Below are 24,227 nucleotides of genomic sequence, written 5' to 3'. Positions count from 1 at the left end.
GTGGATGCGGTCGCGTCAGGCATCGCCCGCAACCAGCACCGCCAGCAGCGCCTGCGCCTTGAGCTTCGCCTCCGCGAGCTCCTCCTGCGCGATGGAGAGGGCGGTGATGCCGCCGCCGGTTCCTATGGTGGCGCCGGCGGCATCCAGCACGATCGAGCGGATAACCATGGCGAGGTCGACGCTGCCGTCGGCGGCGAAGTAGCCGAAGGCGCCGGAGTAGATGCCGCGGGCTCGACCCTCGATCTGCTCGAGCAGCTGCGTGGCGCGCAGCTTGGGCGCGCCCGTCATCGAACCGGCTGGGAAGCAGGCCTCCACGGCATCCACCGCAACGAGGTCGGCGCGCAGCTGGCCGCGCACGGTGCTGACCAGCTGGTGCACGTGCGGGTAGCTCTCGACCGCGAGCAGGCTCGGCACCGACACCGTGCCGACCTCACTCACGCGGCCGATGTCGTTGCGCATCAGGTCGACGATCATGAGGTTCTCTGCGCGCTCCTTGTCGCTCGCAAGCAGCTGCACCCGAAGGGCAGCATCGGAGTCGCGGTTCGCGCCGCGGGGCCTCGTGCCCTTGATCGGCTTGGACTCGATCAGGCCATCCATCGAGACGCTGAGGAAGCTCTCTGGCGACGCGCTGAGCAGGCTCACCTCACCGATGCGCAGAAGAGCGCCGTGATGCGTCGGGCTCGACCGGCGCAGGGCGAGGTAGGTCGCAAGGGCATCCGGGGTGACCGCGACCTCCGCCTCGGTCGTGAGGCACAGTTGGTAGGCCTCCCCCTCGACGATGGCCGCCTGGCAGGCCTTCACCATGGCGAGGTACTGCTCGTCGTCGTATCGCCACCGCACCGCAGCCGCCTGCGGTTCGTGCGGGAACACAGTCTCGGCATCGCGAGTAAGTGTGCGCATGGTGGCGTGGAACCAGCGGCGCAGCGGCGAGGTCCAGCGGTCGGCGATCACGATGATCTCGGCAGTGCCGGTGGCGTGGTCGAACAGGATGCCGCGGTCGACCCAGAGAAGCCCTGCATCGGGATACCGCGACGCATGACCAGGCTCTGTGCCGAGCGTCTGCGCCCGCAGCTCGTAGCCGAGCCAGCCGATCCAACCGAGCGGGGCGCTGGGCTCAGCCACGGTATCCATCGATCGCACGCGCGCGAACGGGTCGCCGTACACGGCGATGGTCGCCTCGCCGACGAAGCTCAAGCCTGACGTCGCAGAGTCACCACTGTCGAGCCAGACCGTGTTGGTGCGGTCGCGGTAGAGCGCGGAGTAGGCCTGCTCCGCCGTCAGAGGGAACCCGACGGATCGTCGCAGCACTCGCATAGCCTTAGCCTATGAGTTCGCCAGCCCCCGTTATCGCCGACGTCTACCGGTGGAGTGGCACGTCACTCGAGCTGCTCGACTACTGCGACCTCACCGAGTCGACGATCGTCGCTGCCGACTCCTGGCTCGTCGACAATGGCCGCACGCTCGCCATCGACCTGCACCGGTCGAGGTTTCTCGAGCACGCACCGGGCGCGGAGGCGTTCTGGGATGCGGCTCTCGCGGCCGTCCCCGCCGATGGCGACTGGTTTCCCCGGGTCGAGCTGCACTCGAACGGCCGGATGCTGCTGCGCCTTCGCAGCGCACCGGAACGCACCCTCTCCCTGACGCTTGCCACCCACCACGGACCCGACCTGCGCACGACTCCGACGGTGAAGGGCCCCGACCTCGTCGCGATGCGACGCCTGCGGGCACAGGCGCAGCAGGACGGCGCAGACGAGGCCGTCATCCTCTCCCCCGACGGATTCGTCGTCGAGGGCTCCTACAGCGCGCTGGTCTGGTGGCGGGGTGCGATCCTGTGCTACCCGCCGGCCGAGTTCGACCGCGTGCCGAGCGTGACAGCGCGCTCGCTCATCGGCCTCGCGACAGCCCTCGGCGTCGAGACGCTGGACGAGGCCGTCACCCCCGCAGAGCTCGACGGCACAGAGCTCTGGGCGCTCAACGCGCTGCAGGGCCCACGCATCGTCACCCACTGGATCGACGGGCCCGGCACGGCGGAGCTTCCGGGCCGCCTGGCGCAGTGGCGGTTGCGGCTCGGCGCCCTTCGACGGCCGATTGCGGGGGCGACGTGATCAACGACATCCTCGATGCGATCCTGTCGACGGTGCAGTCCGTCGACCCGGTGCTGCGCACGCTGCTGGCTGGCCTCGGCATTCTGCTCGAGACGAGTGTGCTCGTCGGGCTCATCATTCCCGGCGACACGATCGTGCTCGTGGCCAGCACCGGTGTCGAGGGCGGGGTGCAGTACATCGGGCTCGTCGTCACCGTCATCGTCGGCGCACTGTGCGGCGAGAGCATCGGCTTCGCGCTCGGCCGCTACTTCGGGCCGAGAATTCGTGCGTCGCGGCTCGGCCGCCGCATCGGCGAGGGGCACTGGGTGCGGGCAGAGAACTACCTCGACCGCCGGGGCGGCATCGCCGTCTTCCTCTCGCGCTTCCTTCCCGTACTGCACTCCCTCGTTCCCGTGACCGTCGGCATGAGCACTATGCGATACCGCCGGTTCATCGCCTGGACCGCCCCGGCCTGCGTGCTGTGGGCCTTCGCCTACGTGACGGTCGGCTCAGCCGCGGCCGGCAGCTACCGCGAGCTCTCGACCAGCCTGCACACCGCCGGGTACGTCTTCGTCGGCATCATCGGGGTGTTCATTGCCCTCGTGGTCATCGGCAAGCGGCTGCTCGAGCGGTCGCAGGTGCGGCACATGGAGTCTCCCGGCGACGGCGACGCCAACACGATCGACGAGCTCCCCGGGGAATGACAGCGGCGCGGCCCCCGAAGGAGACCGCGCCGCTGAGTGAGGCAGGCTACTTTAGGAAGCCGTTCTCGGTGAGCCAGTCGGTCGCGACCTTCTCTGCAGACGGCTTGTCGTCGCCGCCGTAGATCTCATTGAGCTCGAGCAGACCCTCGGTCGTGAGCTTCGCCGATACCGCGTTGAGCAGGTCGGCGAGCTCGTCGCTGTTGATGTCGGCGTCGAGCAGCGGGATGACGTTCTGCGCCGCGATGAGGTTCTCTGGGTCGTCGAGAACGACGAGGTCGTTCTGCTTGATGGACGGCGTCGTGGTGTAGATGTCAGCCACCTGGATGACGTTGTCGAGCAGGTCCTTGAGCGTGCCAGCCCCGCCGAAGTCATCGATCGCCTTGAACGTGAACCCGGTCACGCCGTAGACCGACTCGAGCCCAGAGCGGCCGTAGCTGCGGCCCTCGAACTCGGTGTTGGCACCGAGGGTGAAGGCGCCATTGAGGGCGGCGAGGTCGCCGATCGAGGTGACGTTGTTGGCCGCAGAGAACTGGGGGGTCACAACGAGAGCGTCGGCGTCCTCTGCCGATGCCGCGTCGAGCACCTCGAGCCCGAGCGGCTTGAGCGCAGCGGGCAGCGCGGCTACGACATCCTCCGTCGACGTTGCCGTTGCCTCGGGGTCTGCACCGTAGAGCAGGTTGCCCGCGTAGTCGGGGATCAGGTCGATGGAGCCATCGGCGAGGGCGGGAATGAAGACCTCGCGCGCACCGATCGAGAGGTTGTAGTCGACGGTGTATCCGGCATCCGCGAGCACCTGCCCGTAGATCTGCGCGAGGATCTCGCTCTCAGGAAAACCCTGTGAGCCGATCGTGATCGAGTTGTCGTCTGTGACGTCGCCGGTGTCGAGGGGGTTCGACTGGGCGCAGCCCGCGAGGGCGACCGTGAGGCCGATGGCAACCGTTCCGAGGACGGCGCGCTTCTTGGTGGTGGAGAACATGCTGTTTCCTTTCATGGGGGTGGGATCTCTTGGGGAGGGTGGGGTCAGTTGGCACCAACGCGAATGGCCGGTGCACGGTGCGATCTCGTCGGGCCTGTGACACCGCGCGGCGTGACGAGCTTCTGGGTGAGCGCGAGGATGGCATCCACCGACAGCGCGAGCGTCGCGACGAGGATCGCACCGGCGAGAGCGCGGGTGTAGTCGCGGTAGGCGAGCCCCTCGATGAGGAACCGGCCGAGGCCCGTGAGCCCGACATAGGCAGCGATGGTGGCCGTCGCGATCACCTGAAGGGTCGCCGACCGGATGCCCCCGATGATGAGCGGAAGACCGAGCGGCACCTCGACCCGCCACAGGATCTGCCACTCCGTCATGCCGATGGCCCGAGCGGCGTCGATGGCCTGACGGCTCACCGACTCGAGCCCGGAGTATGCACCGGCGAGCAGCGGCGGCACCGCGAGCAGCGCAAGCACGAAGACGAGCGGCCACAGGCCGAGACCGGTGAAGAGAACGATGAAGAGCAGCAGGCCGAGGGTCGGCAGCGCCCTCGCCGCCCCGCTGATCGCGATGACGACGTTGCGGCCCGTGCCGGTGTGGCCGACGAGCAGGCCAAGCGGCAGCCCGACGATGAGCGCGGCAAGAATGCTCAGGCCGGAGTAGAACAGGTGGTCGCCGAGTCGGCGAAGGATGCCGGTGTCACCGCCGAGGTTGGCCGGGTCGAACAGGAACGCGATGGCGTCGGCGAAGAGGTTCACTGGGTCACCTCTGCTGCCACCCGCGCGAGCCGACGGCGCTCCGCCGTCGACTGAACCCTTGTCCACGGCAGCAGGATGCGACCGACGAGCACGAGCAGCTGGTCGAAGACCACGGCAAGCACCATGACCGCGACGATGCCGATCACGACTTCGGTGGGGAAGGTTCGCTGGTATCCGTTGAGAAACAGGTAGCCGAGGCTCTGCACGCCGATGAGCGATCCGACGGTGAGCAGGCTGATCGTGCTCACCGCGACGACCCGAAGGCTCGCGAGGATGACGGGGCCGGCGAGAGGCAGCTCGACCGTCCAGAAGCGGCCGGCGCGCGAGTAGCCGACTGCCGTCGAGGAGTTGACGACGTCTGCCGGAACCGAGGCGAAGGCATCCGCTGCCCCTCTCGCCATGACGGCGACGCCGTAGATGCTGAGTGCAACGACGACGTTGGCCTCGTCGAGGATGCGGGTGCCGAGCACCGCGGGCAGCACGATGAACAGCGCGAGCGACGGGATGGTGAACGCGGCACCGGACACGAAGAGGATGACCGAGCGGATCGCGGGGTGCAATGTTGCGAGCCACCCGAGTGGAACAGCGGCTATGAGCGATACGAGGATCGGGATGACGCTCAGCCTCGCGTGATCAGCCGCGAGACCGAGAACCAGATCCAGGTTCTCCCATAGCCAGGTCATCAGGCGTCGCCCGCCTGGTCGGTCTTGTCGGAGATGCTGTAGGCGAGCTTGCCGCCGGGCGCGCTGATGACGCCGGCGGCGTATCCGGTTCCGTCGACGAGCAGCACGTCGTCTCCCGACGCCCTCGAGGCGGTGAGACGTCGCTTGCCGCGCTGGGCACCGATGAAATCGGCGACGAAGTCGCTGGCAGGGTTGGCGAGGATGTCGCGCGGGTGGCCCACCTGCGCGATCTTCGCGCCCTTCTCGAGGATGACGACCTGGTCGCCGAGCAGGAACGCCTCGTCGATGTCGTGGGTGACGAAGACGACGGTCTTGTCGAGCTCGCGCTGCAGTCGAAGCAGCTCCTGCTGCAGGTCGGCTCGCACGATCGGGTCGACGGCGCCGAAGGGCTCGTCCATGAGCAGGATGTTGGGGTCGACCGCGAGTCCGCGTGCCACCCCGACCCGCTGCTGCTGCCCGCCCGACAGCTGGGACGGGTACCGCTGCGCGAGCGAGGGGTCGAGCCCGACCGTGTTCATGAGCTCAAGCGCCCTCTCGTGTGCCTGCGCTTTCGGCACGCCGGTGAGCCGGGGAACGGTGGCGATGTTGTCGATGACCCGGCGGTGCGGGAGGAGCCCGGAGTTCTGCATGACGTAGCCGATCCGGCGGCGAAGGGCCACCGGCTCCACCGTCGCGATGTCCTCGTCGTCGATGAGCACAGAGCCGCTCGACGGGTCGACCATGCGGTTGATCATGCGCAGCAGCGTGGTCTTGCCGGAGCCGGAGGAGCCGACGAGCACCGTTGTCTTACGCGACGGGATGAGCAGCGAGAAGTCGTCGACCGCCAGGGCATCGTCGGTGAAGCGCTTAGAGACAGAGCGAAACTCGATCGACATGAGGTTCTCTTCCTGGCTCCGGGGTTCGACGCTCGCGCGACGCGCGACATATTGACCTAAACATCATTCGCAGCGAACGACATTCCGGATTGAGGCAAATCTCACCAAAAGCCCCCGACATTGGGAGGCACGCGCCTACTTCGCGCCGAAGTGCTCCGCGAGGAGCCCGTAGACGGCGTCACGGCTCGCATCGAGGAACTGCTGCTCGCCCTCTGGGTTGTAGAGGAAGGCGCGAGCTGCCAGTGCGTCGGAGATCTCGATGGCGCATTCGAACAGGAACGCGGTCTTCTCGTCGTCGAGCAGGTCGAACCGCGCGACAAGGGCGGCACGAAGCGTGTCTGCAACGACGGAGTTGAAGGTGCGCTCGTTCGGCGCCGGGCGCAGGTCGATCACGTCGCCGACGCGGAGCGAGCGGAAGCCCGGCTCGTTGCGGAACGCATCGACGAACACACCGAATGCCGCGCCGAGGGCGTCGGCCCAGTTCTCGTTCTTCTCGTCGTTGATCTCGACGACCGTGCGCTCGAGCGTGCGCTCGAGGTTGCGAGCCGCGAGCGCCTGGAGAACGGCGATGCGATCGGGGAAGTAGCGGTACACCGTGCCGATGGATGCCCCGGCGCGCTCTGCGACCATGGCGGTCGTGAGCCGCTCGTAGCCGAGCTCGTCGATGACCGCGGCGGCGGCGTCGAGCAAACCGGCCAGTCGTGCGGTGCTGCGAGCCTGAACCGGCTCGTTGCGCAGAGCGAGGTTACCCAGGTGTGCCGGCTCCGCGAGGGTTGAGAATGACATGTGGATCTCCTTCGTCGTCCAGTCGAATCCTATTCGGCCCCCCGCTCCGAGGCCGCGTGACGTGCTGGTACTAATAATTCACCTATAGCGACCAATTCTCGACAGTTTTCTTCAGCTTTAGCTGGGTATTGGCCGAATCGGATGCGAAAAGCGAACATCCGCACCGCATGGAAGGATGGACGGATGCCAGCGCCCCAGGACGTCATCGCGACCCCGGAGACGCCAGCACCTCTCCTCCATCGCGCAGCCCGTATCGAGGACTCGTTCCACCGCCTCCGGGTGCGCTGGGGCCGCCGACGCGGACTCATCGCCGGAATCGTGCCGTTCGTCGGCTACGGCTCCACGTCGTGGGTGCGCGTGCTGTGCCGCGTGCAGCTCGTGCGACCGGGAGAGAGGCGCACCCCGCTCGTGAACGCGCGTGGATGGCGCAGCTTCACCGGCATCCATGTCGGCAACGCGACGGTGACGGTGCGTGCCGGCCGCATGACCCGCGAGGTGCGCGCCGACCGCGGCGGCGTCGTCGACGTGCGCATCGACGCGAAGCTCTCGCCGGGATGGCACGAGATTTCGATCTCGGTCGAGGGGTCTGAGCCCGTTGTCGCCCCGGTCTACATCGTCGACCCCTCGGTGAGGTTCGGCCTTGTCTCTGACATCGACGACACCGTCATGGTGACAGCGCTCCCCCGCCCGTTCCTCGCGGCATGGAACACCTTCGTGCTCAACGAGCACGCCCGCAGGCCGGTTCCCGGCATGGCCGTGCTCTACGAGCGGCTCAAGCGCGAGCATCCCGGTGCTCCCGTCATCTACCTCTCGACGGGAGCGTGGAACGTCGCCCCGACGCTCAACCGCTTTCTCGAGCGCAACCTCTACCCGCAGGGGTCGCTACTGCTCACCGACTGGGGCCCGACGCACGACCGATGGTTCCGCAGCGGCCAGGAGCACAAGCGCACCACGCTTCGCCGACTCGCGAGCGAGTTCCCCGAGCTGTCGTGGCTGCTTGTGGGCGACGACGGCCAGCACGACCCGGAGCTCTACCGCGACTTCGCGGTGGAGTCACCGCAGAATGTGGCCGGGGTGGCCATCCGCCAGCTGTCGACGAGTGAGGCAGTGCTCGCCGGTGGCCGCAACAGCGAGGGTCCGAAATCCACTCCCGGCGTCGAGTGGTTCTACTCCCCGGATGGCGCTGGCATCGCGGAGCAGCTGAGCGAGGCGGGCATCCTCCCGCCTGACACATTCCCGAAATATAAAAGTCGTTAATGTAGCTTTTATATCGAGTGTAAGTCTGTAAGACTATATTTATGGCTATTGCATCAGGCATACATTTGGATGCCTCGACCGTCGAAATCGAGCAGCAGCTCGGTGAGCAGGTGCGCGCCCTTCGCATCGCAGCCGGACTCGACCAGGCCCAGCTGGCGAGCCTCGCCGGGCTCAGCCTCGGAGCCGTGAAGAACCTCGAGCAGGGCAACGGCTCGAGCCTTCGCACCGTGGTGCGGGTGGTTCGTGCGCTCGGCCGCGACGACTGGCTCACCGCCCTTTCCCCCCGCGTCGGGGTGAGCCCGATCGACGTGCTGCGCGCCCGCCGGCAGCCGCGCAAGCGCGTGTACCGGCAGCGCTGATGTACTACCCGGTTGATGCCGTCGAGGTTCGCGCGTGGGGCGAGCGCGTTGGTGCGGTCGCCCTCGACCCATCGCTCGGCTGCTACGCCTTCGAGTACTACCCGGAATGGTCAGGGCGTGGAGTGGAGCTCGCGCCCGGAGTCATGCCGACCGGCGGGGGCCCATACGCCTTTCCCCAGCTGCCGGTCGATACCTACCACCGGCTTCCGGCCATGCTCGCCGACGCCCTGCCCGACGACTTCGGCAATGCTCTCATCGACGCATGGCTGGCAACGCACGGTGTCGCGAAATCGGCGGTGACGCCGCTCGACCGCCTTGCCTATATGGCCTCCCGCGGCATGGGAGCCCTCGAGTTCGCGCCGTCCCGTGGCCCACGGCACCGCCGCCCCAGCGCCGTAGAGCTCGGCGCACTCGTCGAGGGTGCGCGATCCCTGCTGCACGGCGAGTTCGGCGACGACCGGGAGACCAAGGCGGCGGTGCAGGGGCTCATCCAGGTCGGCACCTCGGCCGGTGGAGCGCGCGCCAAGGCCGTTATCGCGTGGAACCGCGCGAGCGGCGAGATTCGGTCGGGCCAGCTGCCCGCCGAGCCCGGATTCGAGCAGTGGCTCATCAAGCTCGACGGCATCGCCCACGACTGGCAGCGCGGCGACGACGAACTCGGCGGCGGCGGTGGCTACGGCCGCATCGAGTACGCGTACCACCTCATGGCCACGGCAGCGGGCATCCGCATGATGCCGTCAGAGCTGCTCGAGGAGAACGGCCGGGCCCACTTTCTCACCAAGCGGTTCGATCGCGCCGACGACGGCAGCCGCATCCACTCGCTCACCCTGTGCGGCATGGCGCACCTCGACTTCCGGCAGCGGGGCACGCATGACTACGCCCAGCTGTTCCAGGTCGCGGCGCAGCTCGGTCTCGGCTCGCAGGACCGCACCGAGATCTTCCGGCGCATGGTCTTCAACGTATTCGCGGCCAACTGCGACGACCACACCAAGAACCACTCCTTCACCCTCGCGGGGCCAGGGCAGCGCTGGCAGCTCTCCCCCGCCTACGACATCACCCACGCCTACAACCCCAACGGCGCATGGACCTACCAGCACCTCATGTCGGTCAACGGCGTCTTCTCCGGGGTGTCGATGGACGACCTCCTCGCCGTCGCCGACCGTCACCAGGTTCCCGGAGCGAAGGCCGCAATCGCCGACGTGCGCGCCGCGGTGGACTCCTGGTCGGAGTTCGCCGAAGCCGCCGGGCTGCCGGCCTCCCGCGCGGCTGGCATCGCCGCGTCGTTCCCGGCGTAACCGCGATCTCGCAGCCGCTACCCTTGAATCCATCATGACGAGGTTCTCAGACGGCTCAGCAGGCGACGCGGACTACGGGCAGATCGGCACCGGATACGCGAAGATCCGGCAGCCAGACCCTCGCATCACCGCGCAGTTTCACGAACCGTTCGGGCTCGCCCGCACCGTGCTCAACGTGGGAGCGGGGGCCGGCTCCTACGAGCCGACCGATCGCGACGTCACGGCCGTCGAGCCGTCGGAGTCGATGCGCGCGCAGCGCCCTCCGCACCTCTCGCGCGCGGTGGATGCGACAGCCGACCACCTCCCTTTCGCCGACGACTCCTTCGATGCCGCCATGGCATCCGTCACGGTCCACCAGTGGCCGGATCTCGAGGCGGGCCTCGGCGAGATGCGGCGCGTCACGACCGGGCCGGTCGTCATCCTCACATTCGACCCCGTTCCGCCGAAGCACTGGTGGATCATGGACTACGTTCCAGAGCTGCTCGAGGTCGAGGGGCGCCGCATGCCTGCCATCGACCGCGTCGCCGCCGCGATCGGGCCGGTTACGGAGGTTCGCCAGATTCTCGTACCCAACGACTGCACCGACGGCTTCGGCCAGGCCTTCTACGGGCGCCCGGAGCGAATGCTCGACCCGGAGGTACGCCGAGCGATGTCAGCGTGGAGCTTTGTCGACGACGACACGGTCAGGCGCTTCGTCGACACGCTCGCGGCCGATCTCGAGTCGGGCGCGTGGGACGAGAAGTACGGGTCGTTCCGCGACCTCGACGTGTTCGACGTCGGCCTTCGCCTGGTCATCGGGCACCGGGCGTAGCCGCCAGCCACTGAGCTATCGGGGGCATCCCTGATACTGGACGAATGACGCGCGCCTTCACCGCCGATCGCCGACTCCTCGCCAGCCTGCGGCTCAGCGCTCAGCACATCGCCGGCGAGCCGCTCGACTCCCCGGCCGCGGTCGTCGGCCACCTGCTCGGTATTCAGGCGCAGGACTACCCTGGCGCGATGTGGTCGGTCGGCCTTCGCACGGCCAACGCGACCTTTGCCGACGTCGAGCGGTCGATCCAAAAGCGCGAGGTGGTGCGCTCGTGGCCGATGCGCGGGACGCTGCACCTCGTGCCGGCCGCCGACCTTGACTGGATGCTGCGCCTCACGGGCGAGCGCATCGTCGCCGCGGCTGCGGGCCGACACCGCCAGCTCGGACTCGACGAGGCGCAGTTCGCCACCGCGACCGCCGCGGCAGAACGGGTGCTGGCCGGCGGCCATGTGCTCTCGCGCGCCGAGCTGCTCTCTGCCTTCGACACCGCGGGCGTCGACACCGGCGGACAACGCGGGGCCCACCTGCTGCTCGCCCTCAGCGCACGCAGAGTGCTCGTCTTCGGCCCGATGCGAGGCAAGACGCCGACGTTCACCCTGCTCGAGGAGTGGGTGCCGCAGCCACGGCAGCTCGAAGGCGATGAGGCGCTGGCCGAGTTCGTTCTTCGCTACTTCACCGGTCATGGGCCGGCGACCGTCCGCGACTTCGCGTGGTGGAGCTCACTCACTCTCACCGATGCGCGCCGCGGCCTCGCGGCCGTCGCATCGCAGCTCGAGGCGATCGAGGTGGAAGGCGTCACCTACTACCACCGGTCCGGCCTCGAGCCAGCGCTGGCCGGAGTGCACGCACTGCCGGGCTTCGACGAGTACGTGCTCGGCTACCAGGACCGATCGGCCCAGCTCTCGCCGGAGTTTGCCACGACGATCGTGCCGGGTGGCAACGGCATGTTCCTCTCGACGATCGTCGTTCGAGGCGAGATCGTCGGAACATGGCGGAGAACCGCGAGCGCCACGAGGCTGCGTGTCGAGGCGGTGCCGTTCGGAGCGCTCGGCGTTCGCGAACGTGCGGCGTTTGAGCGGCGGCTCGATCGCTACGGCCGCTTCGTGGGGTTGCCGGTCGAGTCGGTCTAGCCTGAGAGCATGCGCCGGTTTCCCACACTGCAGACCACTGCGCGATCCCCCATCCTCCAGGTGGTCAAGACGTCGATCGCCGTCGTCGCGGCATGGATGCTGTGCGCGGTCATCTTTCCCGGTACGCCCCCGATCTTCGCGGCCATCGCCGCCCTCATCGTCGTGCAGCCGAGCGTCAACCAGTCGCTCGCCAAGGGCGTGGAGCGAAGCGTCGGCGTGATCCTCGGCGTTGTGCTCGCCTACGGTGTCGGCTTCGTGTTCGGCACGCCGGGCTGGGTGGTTCTCGCCGCTGTCGTCATCTCCCTCGTTGCCGCCTGGGTTCTCAAGCTCGGCCCCGGCTCTGCCAACCAGATACCGATCAGCGCGATGCTCGTGCTCACCATGGGCACCCTCGAGGTCTCGTACGCCGCAGAGCGCATCGTCGAGACGGTCATCGGGGCGGTGATCGGGCTGGCCGTCAACGTGGCGATCGTTCCGCCGGTGCTGTTGCAGCCGGCGCACCTGGCCGTGGCGCGTCTCGGGCGCGAGGTTGCGGCATCCATGGATCGCCTGCAGCAAGTGCTGCGCGAGCCGAGCGCTCCCGCGCAGCTCGAGGAGATGCTCGCCAAGGCGCGCACCCTTCGCGGGCTCCGGCAGGTGGCAGAGGATGCCGTCGCGCGCGGCGACGAGAGCCTCACGCTCAATCCCCGTCGCAGCCGCCATCGCCGCGTGCTGCAGCACGACGTCGAGGTGCTCGCGAGGCTCGGAATCCTGGTGACCCGCGTGCTCGGCATGAGTCGCGCGGTGCACGACCACTACAGCGCGGAGCTCACGACGGATCCGGCGGTCATCGCCATCGCGACAGAGCTCGGCCGCGCAGCGCACGACGTGCGCCTCATCGTGCAGGACTCCGACGGCTCGTCCACAGAGCCGATCACCTCGGAGATACCGGCCCTCACGTCGCCGCTGCGCGTGCTTCGACCCAACGAGGACAACTGGATCCTCATCGGCTCGCTCATGGAGGACATGCGCCGGGTGCGCGAGAACATCGTCGACGCCGAGGAGCGCTAGCCCTGCCTCGATACAGTGGGCGGATGCTGCACAAAGCGGTCGCGCTGGCCCGTTCCAGCCACCCCGGACCCTCCATCGCGGTGACGATCGTCACTGTCGTGCTATCGATCGGCGCACAGCTGGAGCCATGGCGGGTGGTTCTGCTCGGCCTCGTGATGCTGCTCGACCAGCTATCGGTCGGCTGGTCGAACGACTGGCTCGACGCCGCGAGGGACCGCGCCGTAGGCCGCGCAGACAAGCCCGTCGCCGCCGGGCTCGTCTCGATCGGCACGGTGCGAGCCGCCGCGATCAGCGCGGCCGTGCTTGCCATCGCCCTGACCGTGCCCCTCGGATGGCAGGCGACCGTCGTTCACTTCGTCGTGCTCGCGAGCGCATGGTCGTACAACGCCTGGCTCAAGAACACGGCCGTCTCCGTCGCGCCCTTCGCCCTGAGCTTCGGGCTCCTGCCCGCCCTCGTCACGCTGTCGGCAGGGCAGCCGGCCGTCGCGGCGTGGTGGGCGCTCGGTGCCGGAGCACTGCTCGGTATCGCGGCGCACTTCTCCAACGTGCTCCCCGACCTCGAGGCAGACCGGGCAACCGGTATCCGCGGGCTGCCGCACCGGGTGGGGCCGCGGGTCTCCGGGGTGGTCATCGCCTCGTCGCTCGGCACGGCATCCGGCCTCCTGCTGTTCGCGAGCACCGACCTTGTGCACGTCGCGGGCTTCGTCGTAGCCGTTGCCCTTGCAGCCACGACCCTCGTTCTCGTGCTCACCCGCCCGCCGACGCGCCTGCTGTTCCAGCTCATCATCGCGGCAGCGCTGCTCGACGTCGTGCTGCTCGCCGTGAGCGGCTCGAGCCTGCGCTAGCCCGCGAGCGCCGCGTCGAGCGCCGTCAGCACCCGCTCGTCGGCCAGCACGCGAAAGTGCCCGGTGACAGGCACCTCGATGTTGACTGCTCCCGGCAGGGCGCATCCCTCGGGTATGTGCGTGTCGACCGATCCGTAGATCGAGGTGATGCGGGCGTTTGCCACCGCGCTGGCCGTGAGCCACGCCATGGTGCGCTCGGTGGGGCGAAACGCGCGCAGCTGGGGGTCGACCATGTACCGGGCGTAGCGGGAGCCGCCGAACGGCGTCGCGATCGCGATGAGCCGGTCGATACGCCCCTCTGTGTCGTCGAGCAGCATCATGTGCTTGCCGATGAGCCCGCCCTTGCTGTGGGCGACGATGACGACTCCGTGCAGATCGGCGGCCTCGAGGTAGTGCTGCGCGACGGCCGCCGACTCTGCGATACCCCGCGCATTGCGGCCGAGCTCGCGCACGACGTGCACGGGATGACCGGCAGCGTGGATGCGCTCGGCGAGTGGCCGCAGGAACGTCCACGGCTCGTAGACCCCCGGCAGCAGCAGCACGGGAGCGAGTGAGCCGTCGAGATAGGACTCGCCCGTGCCGCGTCGAAGGCTCGATGCCATCATTCGAAGCGCTGCGGCGTAGTCGACGAGGTAGGCGAGCGGCGAGATCACGGGGAGACGTGCTCCATGATGCGCTGCGACAGGATGCGGGGCGCCGAGTACATGATCACGTGGGCTCCCGGCACCACGGCCAGTGACCCCCGCGGAGCGAGCGCCGAAGCCGCGGTCGCCCATGGCACCGGAACGATCGGATCGCGTTCCCCCACCACGACGAGCGTGTCCGCCTCGATGAGCGGGATGCGCTCCTCGATCGGGTAGCCGATCATGTGCGGAATCTGCCGGAGGTAGTACAGCGCCCTTCCGGTGAGGAAGTAGCTGTACAGCCCGAAGGCATCTGCTCGCGGCGGCTCGCGGAAGAAGTCGCGAACAAGGTCGAACAGCTGCCGCACAGCCGTGCGGCGCTCCGGATTGGTGACGGGCGAGAGCAGCACGATCGAGTCGCTCAGCTCTGGCATCGTCACGGCGATCTCTGTGACGACCTGGCATCCCATCGAGTGCCCGACGAGCACCGGCTCCGATACGCCAGAGGAGTGGACGACAAGCCCGAGGACGCGCGCGTGCTCCTGGATCGTGACGTCGCGACGAGGGCGGGGCGAGGATCCATAGCCCGGCAGATCGACGAGCCACACGTTGGCGTCGTGCGCGAGGGCGGCAGCAAGCCTCTCGAAGTAGTGCGACGAGACTCCGAGACCGTGCACGAGCACGTAGTTGCGGGCCGGGTTCTCGACATCCGCTGGCCGCGGAAAGCGCTTGACCACGACCGCGAGCCCGTCGACAACAGCCCGGCTGCGGTACCACGTCACGCCGTTGGTGCGACGGGGGCGATAGGTCGACTCACCACGCTCGAGCAGGTCGCGACGAAACTTCACTGTGACAGCCTATGAGCAGCAACTGGGCGCACAATGGGAGCATGACCAGCACCTATGTTCCCGGCGTCTGCAACATCGGCCCGGCGGAGCGTCGCGCGCGCCGCCAGCTCGGCTGGGCGGGGCTCGTGGTGACGGTCGCCGCTCTCGTCGCCTTCCCGCTCCTCGGGGTGCCCGACGTGCTGCGCGTTCTCGTTGCCATCCCGGCGGCGACCGCCGCGAACGGATTCCTTCAGTCGGCGATGCACTTCTGCGTCGGCTTCGCCATGCGCGGGCTCTACAACCTCGGCACATCGGTCGGAGCAGTGGAGAACGTGATGGATGCCGAGCAGCGGCGCGCAGACCAGAAGAAGGGCGCGCAGATCATGCTCTACTCCGTCCTGATCGCTGCGGCCGTCGTCGCCATCGCGATCCTGCTGCCGTAGCTCCCCGCTACGCCGAAAGGAGTAGCCGCCGTTCGGCCCTGTGGCGGATGTGCGGCCCGCTCACCTGCGGGAGCCTGTGGATATGACAAGCACAGTGCTATCCATCACCGACCTCACGAAGGTCTACGGCAGCGGCCCGAGCCGCTTCGACGCCCTCACGGGGGTGAGTCTTGACATCGCCGAGGGCGAATCCGTCGCCATCGTCGGCAAGAGCGGGTCGGGCAAGTCGACGCTCATGCACATCATGGCCATGCTCGACACCCCCACCTCTGGCAGCCTCGTCGTCGACGGTCACCCGGCAGAGAAGCTCACGGGCGCGAAGCTCAACGAACTGCGCAACCGCACCTTCGGCTTCGTCTTCCAGCAGTTCTTCCTCACGCCGACCGCGACGGTGCTCGAGAACGTCATGCTGCCACTCGTGATCGCCGGGGTGCGCCCCGCCGAGCGCAAGCGCCGCGCCATGGACACCCTCGTGCGCCTCGGGCTCGGCGACAAGGCGCTCAACAAGGCGACCGATCTCTCTGGTGGCCAGAAGCAGCGCGTTGTCATCGCCCGCGCCCTCGTCAACAACCCGCGCATCATCTTCGCCGACGAGCCGACCGGCAACCTCGACAGCGCCACCGGCGCCGCCGTCGAGGACACGCTCTTCGCCCTCAACCGCGACCAGGGCATCACCCTCGTCATCGTGACCCACGACGAGGACCTCGCGGCGCGCTGCGACCGCCGCATCTACCTCCGCGACGGGGAGATCGTCGAGTCCCTTGCCTCGACGGGCTCGACCACCGAGTCAGAGGCGGTGGCAGCATGAGGGCCGTCGACGTCATCCGCGGGGCGATCCGCAACTCGTTCCGCAGCAGGCTACGCACCAGCCTGACCGTCATCGCCATCTTCATCGGGGCGTTCACCCTCACGATCACCAACGGGCTCGGCACCGGCATCAACAACTACATCGACACCCAGCTCTCCTCCATCGGCGCGGACGACGTCATGAGCATCACCAAGCCGCAGGAGCAGACGGAGGAGACGGACGGGCCGACGAAGTACGACCCGGAGGCCGCGTCCGCCATCGCCGCCGACGGCCCTCCCGGATTCTCCGTGCTCGCCATGGACGACGCCGACCTCGAGACCCTGCGCGGGATCGACGGCATCGTCTCCGCCGAGGCCGTCGTCGCGGTTGGCCCCGACTACATCCAGTACGGCTCTGGAGACCGATTCGAGATCAGCGTCGGCGAGGCGGGCGAGAGCCCAGACCTCGTCGCGGGCTCGTTCGACCCGGGCGCGCGCGAGCCGCAGCTGGTGCTGCCCACCGATTTCGTCGACCCGCTCGGATTCTCGAGCAACGCGGATGCCGTCGGCAGCACCGTGACGATCGCCGTCACGGACGGCGAGGGAACGCAGCACGAGCTGGACGCGACCGTCGCGGGAGTGCAGGAGCCCACGTTGTTCGGGTCGACCGCCCTCATGAACGACGAGCTCACGGCATCCCTGTTCGATCTGCAGCAGACCGGTGTGACCGGCGACCAGGGCTTCGCGACGGCCACCGCTCGCTTCGACGACTCCCTCGACGCGGTCGGCATCGCCGACCTCAAGTCTGCTCTTGTCGACGCGGGCTACGAGGGCGTCACGACCGCCGACCAGCTCGGCGCCTTCAAGGCGGTCATCGACGGCATCATCCTCGTGCTCAACGCCTTCGCCATCATCGCGCTCATCGCAGCCGGCTTCGGCATCATCAACACGCTGCTCATGAGCGTGCAGGAGCGCACCCGCGAGATCGGGCTCATGAAGGCCATGGGCATGAGCGGCGGACGCATCTTCGGGCTGTTCAGCCTCGAGGCCGTGTTCATCGGACTCCTCGGCAGCGCCATCGGCGCGGTCATCGCGATGGGAGCTGGCACCGTCATCAGCTCCGTGCTGTCGAACGGGCTGCTCGAGGGCCTCGCAGGGCTCCAGATCATCGCCTTCACCCCGCTCTCCATCGCGACGGTGCTGCTGCTCGTCATGGCCATCGCCTTCGTCGCCGCCGTGCTTCCCGCCTCGCGGGCGGCGCGCCAGAGTCCCATCGACTCGCTGCGGTACGAGTAGTCGCACGGGCCGGGGAGAATGGGAGCATGAGCTCCCCCTCCCCGGCCCACAACTGGGCCGGCACCCACACCTACGCCGCGGCCAGCATCGTCACCCCTCGTACTGTCGAGGAGCTGCAGCACATCGTTGCAGCGAACCCGCGGGTTCACGCCCTCGGCAGCCGCCACTCGTTCAACGACCTGGCCGACACCGACGGTGTGCTCGTCGACACCTCGGCACTGCCGCACTCGCTCGAGGTCATCGACGACGACACGGTGAAGGTCGCGGCCTGGATGCGCTACGGCGACATCGCGACAGCCCTCAAGCCCCACGGGCTCGCCCTGCACAACCTCGCCTCCCTCCCGCACATCTCGGTGGCGGGAGCCGTGGCGACGGGCACCCACGGATCCGGCGATGGCAACAGCAACCTGGCCGGCGCGGCTGCGGGGTTCGACATGGTCGACGCGCACGGGGAGCTCGTCTCGCTGCAGCCGGTGGACGACGACTTCGACGGCGCGGTAGTCTCTCTCGGTGCGCTCGGGATCCTGACCACCATCACGCTGGATGTCGAACCCGCCTTCCAGGTGCGACAGGACGTCTGGGACGACCTGCCGTGGGATGCCGCCCTCGAGAACCTCGACCGCATCACCTCAGCCGCCTACAGCGTCTCGATGTTCACCGACTGGAGCGGCGACACCATCGGCTCGACCTGGCTCAAGCAGCTCGTGCCCGGAAAGGTGCGCGGTGAGCTGTTCGGAGCCCGCAAGCGCGAGGCCGACCGTCACCCGCTGCCTGACATCGACGCCTCCTCGACGACCCAGCAGGGCGGCGTGCCGGGGCTGTGGAGCGACCGGCTGCCGCACTTCCGCATGGAGTTCACCCCGTCGAACGGCGAGGAGATCCAGAGCGAGTACCTCGTGCCCCGCGTCAACGCGATCGCCGCGCTCGAGGCGATACGCGCCCTGTCGCCGCTCGTCACGCCTCTGCTGCACATCACCGAGATCCGCACTATGCGGGCGGATTCGCTGTGGATGAGCGGCGCCTACGACACCGACTGCGTCAACATCCACTTCACCTGGAAGAAGCTGCCGGTCGAGGTTTCCGCCGCCCTGCCGATCATCGAGCAGGCACTGCTGCCCCTCGGAGCGCGGCCGCACTGGGGCAAGTGGTTCCACGCCGGGGTCGAGGAGATCGCGCCGCTGTACCCGCGCTACGACGACTTCCGGTCTCTCGTGCTCGCGCGCGACCCCGACCGCAAGTTCGGCAACGCGTACCTCTCGCGGGTGCTCGGGCTCTAGTCGGCGCGGGGGCCGTCCGTCGCACTCTGCCCACCCAGTTCACCGTGTGCGCTCTCTGACTCTGCAGTAAACCTGGCGTGGCGCACCTACTCGGCGCTAACAGGACTGATCTACATGACCTCACGTCCTGTTGGCCGGTCCTGTTGGGGCCGAGTCAAACGACGGTGCCTACGGAGCTGCGTGAGAGACCGCAGGCGGGCTCGGTCTTGACCCGCGGCGACCGCGGTGCGAACTTCGGGCACCGGCAATCGGTCCCGACGGCCGGCACCAGCGCTCACCCGTCCAAGCGCGCTACCGACTGCACGGCGATGACCGCGACACCCGCCTCCTCGGAGGCAAGAAGGTCGACGGTCGCCCTGATGCGCCAGTCGTGGTCGCCCGCGGGGTCGGCGAGGATCTGCTGCACCGTCCACAGGAACGCACCCTCATCGACGACGAGCATCGCAGAGCTGCGGGCGTCGCCGTCGGTGCCGATCGAATCGTGCTCCGCGTAGTACAGCTCGAGGGCGGCATCCCAGTCGAAGTCCGGGTCGAGCGCTTCGAGCTCCTCGACCTTGTCGAGGGCGGCGAGCTGCACCCGCCGGAACAGCTCGTTGCGCACGAGCACCCGGAACGCGCGGGGGTTGGCTACCACCGACGGCGGCGCGGGCGGCAGCACCGGCCCCTCCACCGGAGCGGTCGGGTTGATCAACTGCTCCCACTCGTCGAGCAGGCTCGAGTCGACCTGCCGCACGAGTTCGCCGAGCCACTCGATGAGGTCGAGCAAATCCTCGTTCTTCGCCTCGTCTGGAACGGTCTGGCGAATCGCCCGGTACGCATCGCTGAGGTATCGCAGCACGAGGCCCTCGCTGCGCGCCACGTTGTAGTAGCCGACATAGTCGGCAAACGTCATCGCCCGCTCGTACATGTCGCGCACCACGGTCTTCGGCCGAACCTCGAAGTCGGCCACCCATGGCTGGGTCTTCAGGTACTCGCCGAAGGTGGCATCCAGCAGCTCCTTCAACGGCTGAGGATGCCGAACCTCCTCCAGAAGCTCCATGCGCTGGTCGTACTCGATGCCCTCGGCCTTCATCGCGTTCACGGCCTCACCGCGCGCGAGGAACTGCTGCTGCGAGATGATCGGCCGCGGATCGTCGAGGGTCGACTCGATGATGGAGATCACATCGAGGGCGTAGGTGGGGCTCTCTGGGTCAAGCAGCTCGAACACCGCGAGGGCGAAGGGCGAGAGGGGCTGGTTGAGGGCGAAGTTCGGCTGCAGGTCGACGGTGAGGCGAATGACGCCGTTCTCCTGCGTCACAACTCCCGCCGCCCGCAGCGTGCGGTAGATCGACAGCGCCGTGCGCGCGAGCTGCAGCTGCCGCGCCCGCGGCTCGTGGCTGCCGAAGATGAGGTCGCGCAGCTCGGTGAAGGCATCGCCCTCTCGGGCGATCACGTTCAGGATCATCGAGTGCGTGATCTGCATGCTCGACACAAGGGTCTCCGGTTCGGCGGCAATGAGCCGCTCGAACGACGGCTGGCCCCACGACACGAAGCCCTCTGGCGCCTTCTTGCGCACGAGCTTCTTGAGCTTCTTCGGGTCGTCCCCTGCCTTGGCCACGAGCCTGGCGTTCTCCGCCTCGTGTTCCGGCGCCTGGCAGACGACGGTTCCCGCGGTGTCGTAGCCCGCGCGGCCGGCGCGACCGGCGACCTGGTGGAACTCCCGTGCAGTGAGCTGCCGCATCCGGGTTCCGTCGTATTTTGTCAGCGCCGTGAGCAGCACGGTGCGAATGGGCACGTTGATGCCGACCCCGAGGGTGTCGGTGCCGCAGATCACGCGCAGCAGCCCCTGCTGGGCGAGCTGCTCGACCAGCCGCCGGTACTTGGGCAGCATGCCGGCGTGGTGCACGCCGATTCCGGCCCGGATGAGGCGGCTGAGCGTCTGCCCGAAGCGCGTGGAGAAACGGAACGCCCCGATCGCGTCGGCGATCTCGTCTCGCTGCTCCTTCGTCACGATCTTGACGCTCGACAGCGCCTGCGCTCGCTCGAGGGCGGCTGCCTGGGAGAAGTGCACGATGTACACGGGGGCCTGCTTGGTGGCGAGCAGGTCTTCCACCGTCTCGTGAACGGGCGTGAGCGCGTACTCGTAGGTCAGCGGAACAGGCCGCTCGACCCCGGTGACGACGGCGGTCTCGCGCCCCGTGCGGAGAGTGAGGTCGTCGGCGATTCTCGAGACATCTCCGAGGGTCGCCGACATGAGAACGAACTGCACCCGCGGCAGAGTAAGCAGTGGAACCTGCCACGCCCAGCCCCGCTCTGGGTCGGCGTAGAAGTGGAACTCGTCCATGACCACGAGGTCGACGTCGGTGTCGGCTCCCCCGCGCAGCGCGAGGTTGGCGAGGATCTCTGCCGTGCAGCAGATGATCGGAGCGTCGGAGTTCACCGAGGAGTCGCCAGTGATCATGCCGACGTTCTCTGCGCCGAAGATGTCGACGAGCGCGAAGAACTTCTCGCTCACCAGCGCTTTGATCGGGGCCGTGTAGAAGCTCCGCCGCCCCTGCCCCATCGCGGCGAAGTGAGCGCCGATGGCGACGAGCGACTTGCCCGTGCCCGTCGGGGTGCTGAGGATGAGGTTCGCGCCAGACACGATCTCGATAAGCGCCTCCTCCTGCGCGGGGTAGAGCGACAGACCGCGGCCCGTCCAGAACGACGAGAAGGCATCGAAGGCGGCATCCGGGTCGAAGGGCCTCGGCAGCAGGTCGAGCAGAGCGGAGGCCATGGGTCGAGCGTAGCCGGGGCGCGGCATACAATTTCGTGTGCCCTCCGAAACTCCGCAGATCGACCCGACGGAGCTCGAGACGACCCTCCGAGTTCTCGCCCAGCTCGCCCATCTCGAGGATGACGACCCCGACTTCGTCACCGTGCGACGCGCGACGGCCAAGATGTTCAAGGCCGTCAAGCAGGTCGGCCGCGCGGAGAAGAGACAGCGCATCGCCGAGGCGGACCGCGCCGTGGTTGCGGCCACCGCGACCGGGGCTCCCGATCGCATCGATGACGAGACCCGCGGCATCCCGATCGCCACACGCACGAAGACCCCGACCGCCGGCGAGCTCCTTGTGCCGCGCTCCTGCTACATCTGCAAGCAGAAGTACACGCTCGTCGACGCCTTCTACCACCAGCTCTGCCCCGACTGCGCTGCGCTGAGCCACGACAAGCGCGATGCGCGCACCGACCTCACCGGCAAGCGCGCCCTGCTCACGGGCGGCCGCGCCAAGATCGGCATGTACATCGCCCTCCGCCTGCTGCGGGATGGCGCCCACACGACGATCACCACCCGCTTTCCCCGTGACGCGGTGCGCCGCTTCACCTCCCTGCCCGACTCGCCGGAGTGGATCGACCGCCTGCGCGTCGTCGGCATCGACCTGCGCGACCCGGCACAGGTCATCGGGCTCGCCGAGTCGGTGAGCGAGGCGGGGCCGCTCGACATCCTCATCAACAACGCGACCCAGACGGTGCGCCGCTCGCCGGGCGCCTACCAGCCGCTCGTCGACGCCGAGCTCGCGCCCCTGCCCGATGGCCCGCTGCCGGAGCTCGTGACCTTCGGCCACACCAACGACCAGCACCCGCTCGCGCTGCAGCAGTCGGTGGCAGCGCACCCGATCCTCGCCGCGGCAGCCGCGAAGGCAGAGGAGCTCACCGAGCAGGCGATGGCAGCGGGGTCGAGCTCGCTCGACCGCCTTGCTGCCGGCACCGCGATCGACGCCGGTGGGCTGCTGCCCGACCTCGACCACCAGAACTCCTGGACCCAGCATGTGCAGGAGGTCGACCCGCTCGAGATGCTCGAGGTGCAGCTGGCAAACACGACCGCACCGTTCATCCTGATCTCGAAGCTGCGACCCGCGATGCAGGCCTCGGCCGCGACGAGGAAGTACATCGTCAACGTCAGCGCGATGGAGGGCGTCTTCGGCCGCGGCTACAAGGGCCCAGGGCATCCGCACACCAACATGGCGAAGGCTGCGGTCAACATGCTCACCCGCACCAGCGCCCGCGAGATGTTCGAGACCGACGGCATTCTCATGACGAGCGTCGACACCGGCTGGATCACCGATGAACGACCGCACCCGACGAAGGTGCGTCTCGCTGAGGAGGGCTTCCATGCCCCGCTCGACCTCGTCGACGGAGCGGCCCGCGTCTACGACCCGATCGTGCGCGGCGAGGCTGGCGAGGAGCTCTTCGGCGTCTTCCTCAAGGATTACAAGCCGGGTGCATGGTGAACGCGGCCGCGATCCTGCTCGCGCTGCTGCTGGCCACGATTCCCACGACTGACACGTTCACGACAGCCGACCACCCCGCGGGCACTCCGGCGGAATGGATCGTGCCGGAGGGCGTCACGAGCGTCACCATCACCGCGGCAGCAGGCAATGGCGGCAGTTTCGTACCAACCAGGCCCGGGGGCCTCGGTGCCGTTGTCACCTCGGCCTTTGAGGTGACGCCCGGCCAGTCGCTGACCATCGTGCTCGGCGCAGATGGCAGCGCCACCGGGCAAGGGGGCGCCGGCTACGGCACCGGCGGAGTGGGAATCAAGGGAGCAGGAGGCGGCGGAAGCACCGCCGTACTGATTGACGGAGAGGTCGTCCTCCTCGCCGGTGCCGGAGGAGGCAGCGGCGGAGCGGCGACTGACGGTGGTGGTGGTGGTGGTGGCGGTGGCGGAACGCCCGCAGGCACTGCCGGAAGTCGCAATGCGGGCCTTCCCGGCTCCGAGGGAACGGGCGGAACTGGTCGCGCCCCGTGGGGCGGGCCGGGCGGAACAGGACTGCAGGGCAGCGGCGGAACCGTCGGCAGCGACAACGGCGCCGGCGGCGGCGCCGGCTGGGGCGGTGGAGGCGCCGGAGGTTTCAAGGGCGATGGAGCCGGCGGCGGCAGCTACCCGAGCACCCTCGACCCTGCCGCCTACGCCCTGCGCACCGACACCACGGTCGACGGCTGGGTCACCCTCGACTACGAGCTGCCGGAACCGGAGCCAACCCCGTCGCCAACGCCCGTGGTCGAGCAGTCGGCAGCCTTCGACACGGGGTTGCTCGGGGCGGTGGCGGCAGGGATCCTCGGCCTCGGCCTCGTGCTCATCATCGCCACGGCGATCGTGCGCGGCAGGCGTCGGCGCCGATGACCGGCGTCGAGTTGCTTCGGGGAGCCGGCGACGGCATCCGCGTCGTCATTCGCTACCGCCTGCACGATGAGGACAACGGTGCAACGGATGCCGTCGGCTACGTAAGCGGTCGCAACGACACCCACATCGTCGTGGCCACCGTTCGCGGGCTGGTCACGATCGCCTTCGACGACGTCATCCTCGCCAAAGAGGTTCCCCCACCGCCCGCTCCGCGGCGCTGACGCA

25 protein-coding genes are annotated in these 24,227 nt (G+C 68.3%); 16 read left to right on the top strand and 9 right to left on the bottom strand.

Annotated features, from left to right (window positions below; translation table 11 throughout):
* Positions 1-15 precede the first annotated feature (15 nt).
* The gene (locus AC14A7_RS09805; RefSeq protein ID WP_484008518.1) at positions 16-1,308 is read right to left on the bottom strand and encodes an anthranilate synthase component I family protein; all 1,293 of its coding nucleotides are present in this window, start codon (positions 1,306-1,308) and stop codon (positions 16-18) included.
* Positions 1,309-1,325: 17 nt separating this feature from the next.
* Here AC14A7_RS09805 and AC14A7_RS09800 point away from each other — a divergent pair, with 17 nt between their 5' ends.
* Together AC14A7_RS09800 and AC14A7_RS09795 are read left to right on the top strand one after the other, a co-directional pair.
* Positions 1,326-2,105 carry an aminotransferase class IV gene (locus AC14A7_RS09800; protein ID WP_484008516.1) on the top strand — a complete coding sequence of 260 codons (780 nt, stop codon included), beginning with the start codon at positions 1,326-1,328 and terminating at the stop codon, positions 2,103-2,105.
* Positions 2,105-2,788 (top strand): DedA family protein, encoded by a 684-nt coding sequence (locus AC14A7_RS09795; protein ID WP_484008586.1) that lies wholly within the window; start codon positions 2,105-2,107, stop codon positions 2,786-2,788. The genes AC14A7_RS09800 and AC14A7_RS09795 overlap by 1 nt, the downstream gene beginning before the upstream one ends.
* A 46-nt stretch (positions 2,789-2,834) precedes the next feature.
* Here AC14A7_RS09795 and AC14A7_RS09790 read toward each other — a convergent pair whose 3' ends face one another.
* From AC14A7_RS09790 to AC14A7_RS09770, 5 genes are all read right to left on the bottom strand, one after another.
* Positions 2,835-3,764 carry an ABC transporter substrate-binding protein gene (locus tag AC14A7_RS09790; protein ID WP_484008515.1) on the bottom strand — a complete coding sequence of 310 codons (930 nt, stop codon included), beginning with the start codon at positions 3,762-3,764 and terminating at the stop codon, positions 2,835-2,837.
* A 44-nt stretch (positions 3,765-3,808) separates the two neighbouring features.
* Complete coding sequence (locus AC14A7_RS09785; protein WP_484008514.1) at positions 3,809-4,582, bottom strand: ABC transporter permease; 774 nt, start codon at positions 4,580-4,582, stop codon at positions 3,809-3,811.
* Complete coding sequence (locus AC14A7_RS09780; RefSeq protein ID WP_484008512.1) at positions 4,513-5,199, bottom strand: ABC transporter permease; 687 nt, start codon at positions 5,197-5,199, stop codon at positions 4,513-4,515. Before AC14A7_RS09780 ends, AC14A7_RS09785 begins: the two co-directional genes overlap by 70 nt.
* On the bottom strand, positions 5,199-6,074 hold the full coding sequence (locus AC14A7_RS09775) for an ABC transporter ATP-binding protein (protein ID WP_484008511.1): 876 nt from the start codon (positions 6,072-6,074) through the stop codon (positions 5,199-5,201). The genes AC14A7_RS09780 and AC14A7_RS09775 overlap by 1 nt, the downstream gene beginning before the upstream one ends.
* Positions 6,075-6,209: 135 nt before the next feature.
* Positions 6,210-6,860, bottom strand: a complete 651-nt coding sequence (locus tag AC14A7_RS09770) for a TetR/AcrR family transcriptional regulator (protein ID WP_484008509.1) — start codon at positions 6,858-6,860, stop codon at positions 6,210-6,212.
* Positions 6,861-7,043: 183 nt separating this feature from the next.
* Here AC14A7_RS09770 and AC14A7_RS09765 point away from each other — a divergent pair, with 183 nt between their 5' ends.
* From AC14A7_RS09765 to AC14A7_RS09735, 7 genes are read left to right on the top strand one after another with little or no spacing between them, the layout of a single operon-like run.
* The gene (locus AC14A7_RS09765; RefSeq protein ID WP_484008508.1) at positions 7,044-8,117 is read left to right on the top strand and encodes an App1 family protein; all 1,074 of its coding nucleotides are present in this window, start codon (positions 7,044-7,046) and stop codon (positions 8,115-8,117) included.
* 41 nt (positions 8,118-8,158) lie between these two features.
* Complete coding sequence (locus tag AC14A7_RS09760; RefSeq protein WP_484008507.1) at positions 8,159-8,476, top strand: helix-turn-helix domain-containing protein; 318 nt, start codon at positions 8,159-8,161, stop codon at positions 8,474-8,476.
* Positions 8,476-9,771 carry a type II toxin-antitoxin system HipA family toxin gene (locus AC14A7_RS09755; RefSeq protein WP_484008506.1) on the top strand — a complete coding sequence of 432 codons (1,296 nt, stop codon included), beginning with the start codon at positions 8,476-8,478 and terminating at the stop codon, positions 9,769-9,771. Before AC14A7_RS09760 ends, AC14A7_RS09755 begins: the two co-directional genes overlap by 1 nt.
* Positions 9,772-9,805: 34 nt before the next feature.
* Positions 9,806-10,582 (top strand): class I SAM-dependent methyltransferase, encoded by a 777-nt coding sequence (locus AC14A7_RS09750; protein WP_484008505.1) that lies wholly within the window; start codon positions 9,806-9,808, stop codon positions 10,580-10,582.
* Positions 10,583-10,626: 44 nt separating this feature from the next.
* Positions 10,627-11,712 carry a winged helix DNA-binding domain-containing protein gene (locus AC14A7_RS09745; protein ID WP_484008503.1) on the top strand — a complete coding sequence of 362 codons (1,086 nt, stop codon included), beginning with the start codon at positions 10,627-10,629 and terminating at the stop codon, positions 11,710-11,712.
* A gap of 9 nt (positions 11,713-11,721) precedes the next feature.
* The gene (locus AC14A7_RS09740) at positions 11,722-12,762 is read left to right on the top strand and encodes an FUSC family protein (RefSeq protein ID WP_484008502.1); all 1,041 of its coding nucleotides are present in this window, start codon (positions 11,722-11,724) and stop codon (positions 12,760-12,762) included.
* 23 nt (positions 12,763-12,785) lie between these two features.
* Positions 12,786-13,607 (top strand): UbiA family prenyltransferase, encoded by an 822-nt coding sequence (locus AC14A7_RS09735; protein WP_484008501.1) that lies wholly within the window; start codon positions 12,786-12,788, stop codon positions 13,605-13,607.
* Here AC14A7_RS09735 and AC14A7_RS09730 read toward each other — a convergent pair.
* Complete coding sequence (locus AC14A7_RS09730; protein WP_484008500.1) at positions 13,604-14,260, bottom strand: esterase/lipase family protein; 657 nt, start codon at positions 14,258-14,260, stop codon at positions 13,604-13,606. The genes AC14A7_RS09735 and AC14A7_RS09730 overlap by 4 nt on opposite strands.
* Positions 14,257-15,078 carry an alpha/beta fold hydrolase gene (locus tag AC14A7_RS09725; protein ID WP_484008498.1) on the bottom strand — a complete coding sequence of 274 codons (822 nt, stop codon included), beginning with the start codon at positions 15,076-15,078 and terminating at the stop codon, positions 14,257-14,259. The genes AC14A7_RS09730 and AC14A7_RS09725 overlap by 4 nt, the downstream gene beginning before the upstream one ends.
* 41 nt (positions 15,079-15,119) lie before the next feature.
* Here AC14A7_RS09725 and AC14A7_RS09720 point away from each other — a divergent pair, with 41 nt between their 5' ends.
* The 4 genes from AC14A7_RS09720 (at position 15,120) to AC14A7_RS09705 (ending at position 18,859) form a co-directional block, all read left to right on the top strand.
* Entirely contained in the window at positions 15,120-15,500 is a 381-nt protein-coding gene (locus tag AC14A7_RS09720) for a hypothetical protein (RefSeq protein WP_484008497.1), read from the top strand.
* Between the two features lie 82 nt (positions 15,501-15,582).
* Entirely contained in the window at positions 15,583-16,308 is a 726-nt protein-coding gene (locus AC14A7_RS09715; RefSeq protein ID WP_484008496.1) for an ABC transporter ATP-binding protein, read from the top strand.
* On the top strand, positions 16,305-17,582 hold the full coding sequence (locus AC14A7_RS09710; RefSeq protein WP_484008495.1) for an ABC transporter permease: 1,278 nt from the start codon (positions 16,305-16,307) through the stop codon (positions 17,580-17,582). Before AC14A7_RS09715 ends, AC14A7_RS09710 begins: the two co-directional genes overlap by 4 nt.
* Positions 17,583-17,608: 26 nt before the next feature.
* Positions 17,609-18,859: an FAD-binding protein gene (locus tag AC14A7_RS09705; RefSeq protein WP_484008493.1), complete on the top strand. Its 1,251-nt coding sequence runs from the start codon at positions 17,609-17,611 to the stop codon at positions 18,857-18,859.
* A gap of 274 nt (positions 18,860-19,133) precedes the next feature.
* Here the strand turns inward: AC14A7_RS09705 and AC14A7_RS09700 are convergent, their stop codons facing one another.
* A complete protein-coding gene (locus tag AC14A7_RS09700) occupies positions 19,134-21,614 on the bottom strand; it encodes a DEAD/DEAH box helicase (protein WP_484008492.1) in 2,481 nt (826 codons plus the stop codon).
* 37 nt (positions 21,615-21,651) lie between these two features.
* On the opposite strand from AC14A7_RS09700, the gene AC14A7_RS09695 reads away from it, so the two are divergent.
* The 3 genes from AC14A7_RS09695 to AC14A7_RS09685 are packed head-to-tail and all read left to right on the top strand — an operon-like array spanning position 21,652 to position 24,223.
* On the top strand, positions 21,652-23,109 hold the full coding sequence (locus AC14A7_RS09695) for an SDR family NAD(P)-dependent oxidoreductase (RefSeq protein WP_484008491.1): 1,458 nt from the start codon (positions 21,652-21,654) through the stop codon (positions 23,107-23,109).
* Positions 23,103-24,002 (top strand): hypothetical protein, encoded by a 900-nt coding sequence (locus AC14A7_RS09690; protein WP_484008489.1) that lies wholly within the window; start codon positions 23,103-23,105, stop codon positions 24,000-24,002. Before AC14A7_RS09695 ends, AC14A7_RS09690 begins: the two co-directional genes overlap by 7 nt.
* Entirely contained in the window at positions 23,999-24,223 is a 225-nt protein-coding gene (locus tag AC14A7_RS09685) for a putative acetyltransferase (RefSeq protein WP_484008488.1), read from the top strand. Before AC14A7_RS09690 ends, AC14A7_RS09685 begins: the two co-directional genes overlap by 4 nt.
* Positions 24,224-24,227: the final 4 nt, after the last annotated feature.

The sequence above is a fragment of the Conyzicola sp. genome (assembly GCF_057073975.1).
Note: the sequence above shows the minus strand (reverse complement) of the source record. Positions and strands in the feature narration are given on the sequence as shown.

Bases quoted from the DNA above. Each gene is read 5' to 3' on its own strand.
- AC14A7_RS09800 (WP_484008516.1), top strand. From the start codon at position 1,326: ATGAGTTCGCCAGCCCCCGTTATCGCCGACGTCTACCGGTGGAGTGGC.
- AC14A7_RS09790 (WP_484008515.1), bottom strand. From the start codon at position 3,764: ATGTTCTCCACCACCAAGAAGCGCGCCGTCCTCGGAACGGTTGCCATC.
- AC14A7_RS09780 (WP_484008512.1), bottom strand. From the start codon at position 5,199: ATGACCTGGCTATGGGAGAACCTGGATCTGGTTCTCGGTCTCGCGGCT.
- AC14A7_RS09775 (WP_484008511.1), bottom strand. From the start codon at position 6,074: ATGTCGATCGAGTTTCGCTCTGTCTCTAAGCGCTTCACCGACGATGCC.
- AC14A7_RS09770 (WP_484008509.1), bottom strand. From the start codon at position 6,860: ATGTCATTCTCAACCCTCGCGGAGCCGGCACACCTGGGTAACCTCGCT.
- AC14A7_RS09765 (WP_484008508.1), top strand. From the start codon at position 7,044: ATGCCAGCGCCCCAGGACGTCATCGCGACCCCGGAGACGCCAGCACCT.
- AC14A7_RS09760 (WP_484008507.1), top strand. From the start codon at position 8,159: ATGGCTATTGCATCAGGCATACATTTGGATGCCTCGACCGTCGAAATC.
- AC14A7_RS09755 (WP_484008506.1), top strand. From the start codon at position 8,476: ATGTACTACCCGGTTGATGCCGTCGAGGTTCGCGCGTGGGGCGAGCGC.
- AC14A7_RS09750 (WP_484008505.1), top strand. From the start codon at position 9,806: ATGACGAGGTTCTCAGACGGCTCAGCAGGCGACGCGGACTACGGGCAG.
- AC14A7_RS09745 (WP_484008503.1), top strand. From the start codon at position 10,627: ATGACGCGCGCCTTCACCGCCGATCGCCGACTCCTCGCCAGCCTGCGG.
- AC14A7_RS09740 (WP_484008502.1), top strand. From the start codon at position 11,722: ATGCGCCGGTTTCCCACACTGCAGACCACTGCGCGATCCCCCATCCTC.
- AC14A7_RS09735 (WP_484008501.1), top strand. From the start codon at position 12,786: ATGCTGCACAAAGCGGTCGCGCTGGCCCGTTCCAGCCACCCCGGACCC.
- AC14A7_RS09720 (WP_484008497.1), top strand. From the start codon at position 15,120: ATGACCAGCACCTATGTTCCCGGCGTCTGCAACATCGGCCCGGCGGAG.
- AC14A7_RS09715 (WP_484008496.1), top strand. From the start codon at position 15,583: ATGACAAGCACAGTGCTATCCATCACCGACCTCACGAAGGTCTACGGC.
- AC14A7_RS09710 (WP_484008495.1), top strand. From the start codon at position 16,305: ATGAGGGCCGTCGACGTCATCCGCGGGGCGATCCGCAACTCGTTCCGC.
- AC14A7_RS09705 (WP_484008493.1), top strand. From the start codon at position 17,609: ATGAGCTCCCCCTCCCCGGCCCACAACTGGGCCGGCACCCACACCTAC.
- AC14A7_RS09700 (WP_484008492.1), bottom strand. From the start codon at position 21,614: ATGGCCTCCGCTCTGCTCGACCTGCTGCCGAGGCCCTTCGACCCGGAT.
- AC14A7_RS09690 (WP_484008489.1), top strand. From the start codon at position 23,103: ATGGTGAACGCGGCCGCGATCCTGCTCGCGCTGCTGCTGGCCACGATT.
- AC14A7_RS09685 (WP_484008488.1), top strand. From the start codon at position 23,999: ATGACCGGCGTCGAGTTGCTTCGGGGAGCCGGCGACGGCATCCGCGTC.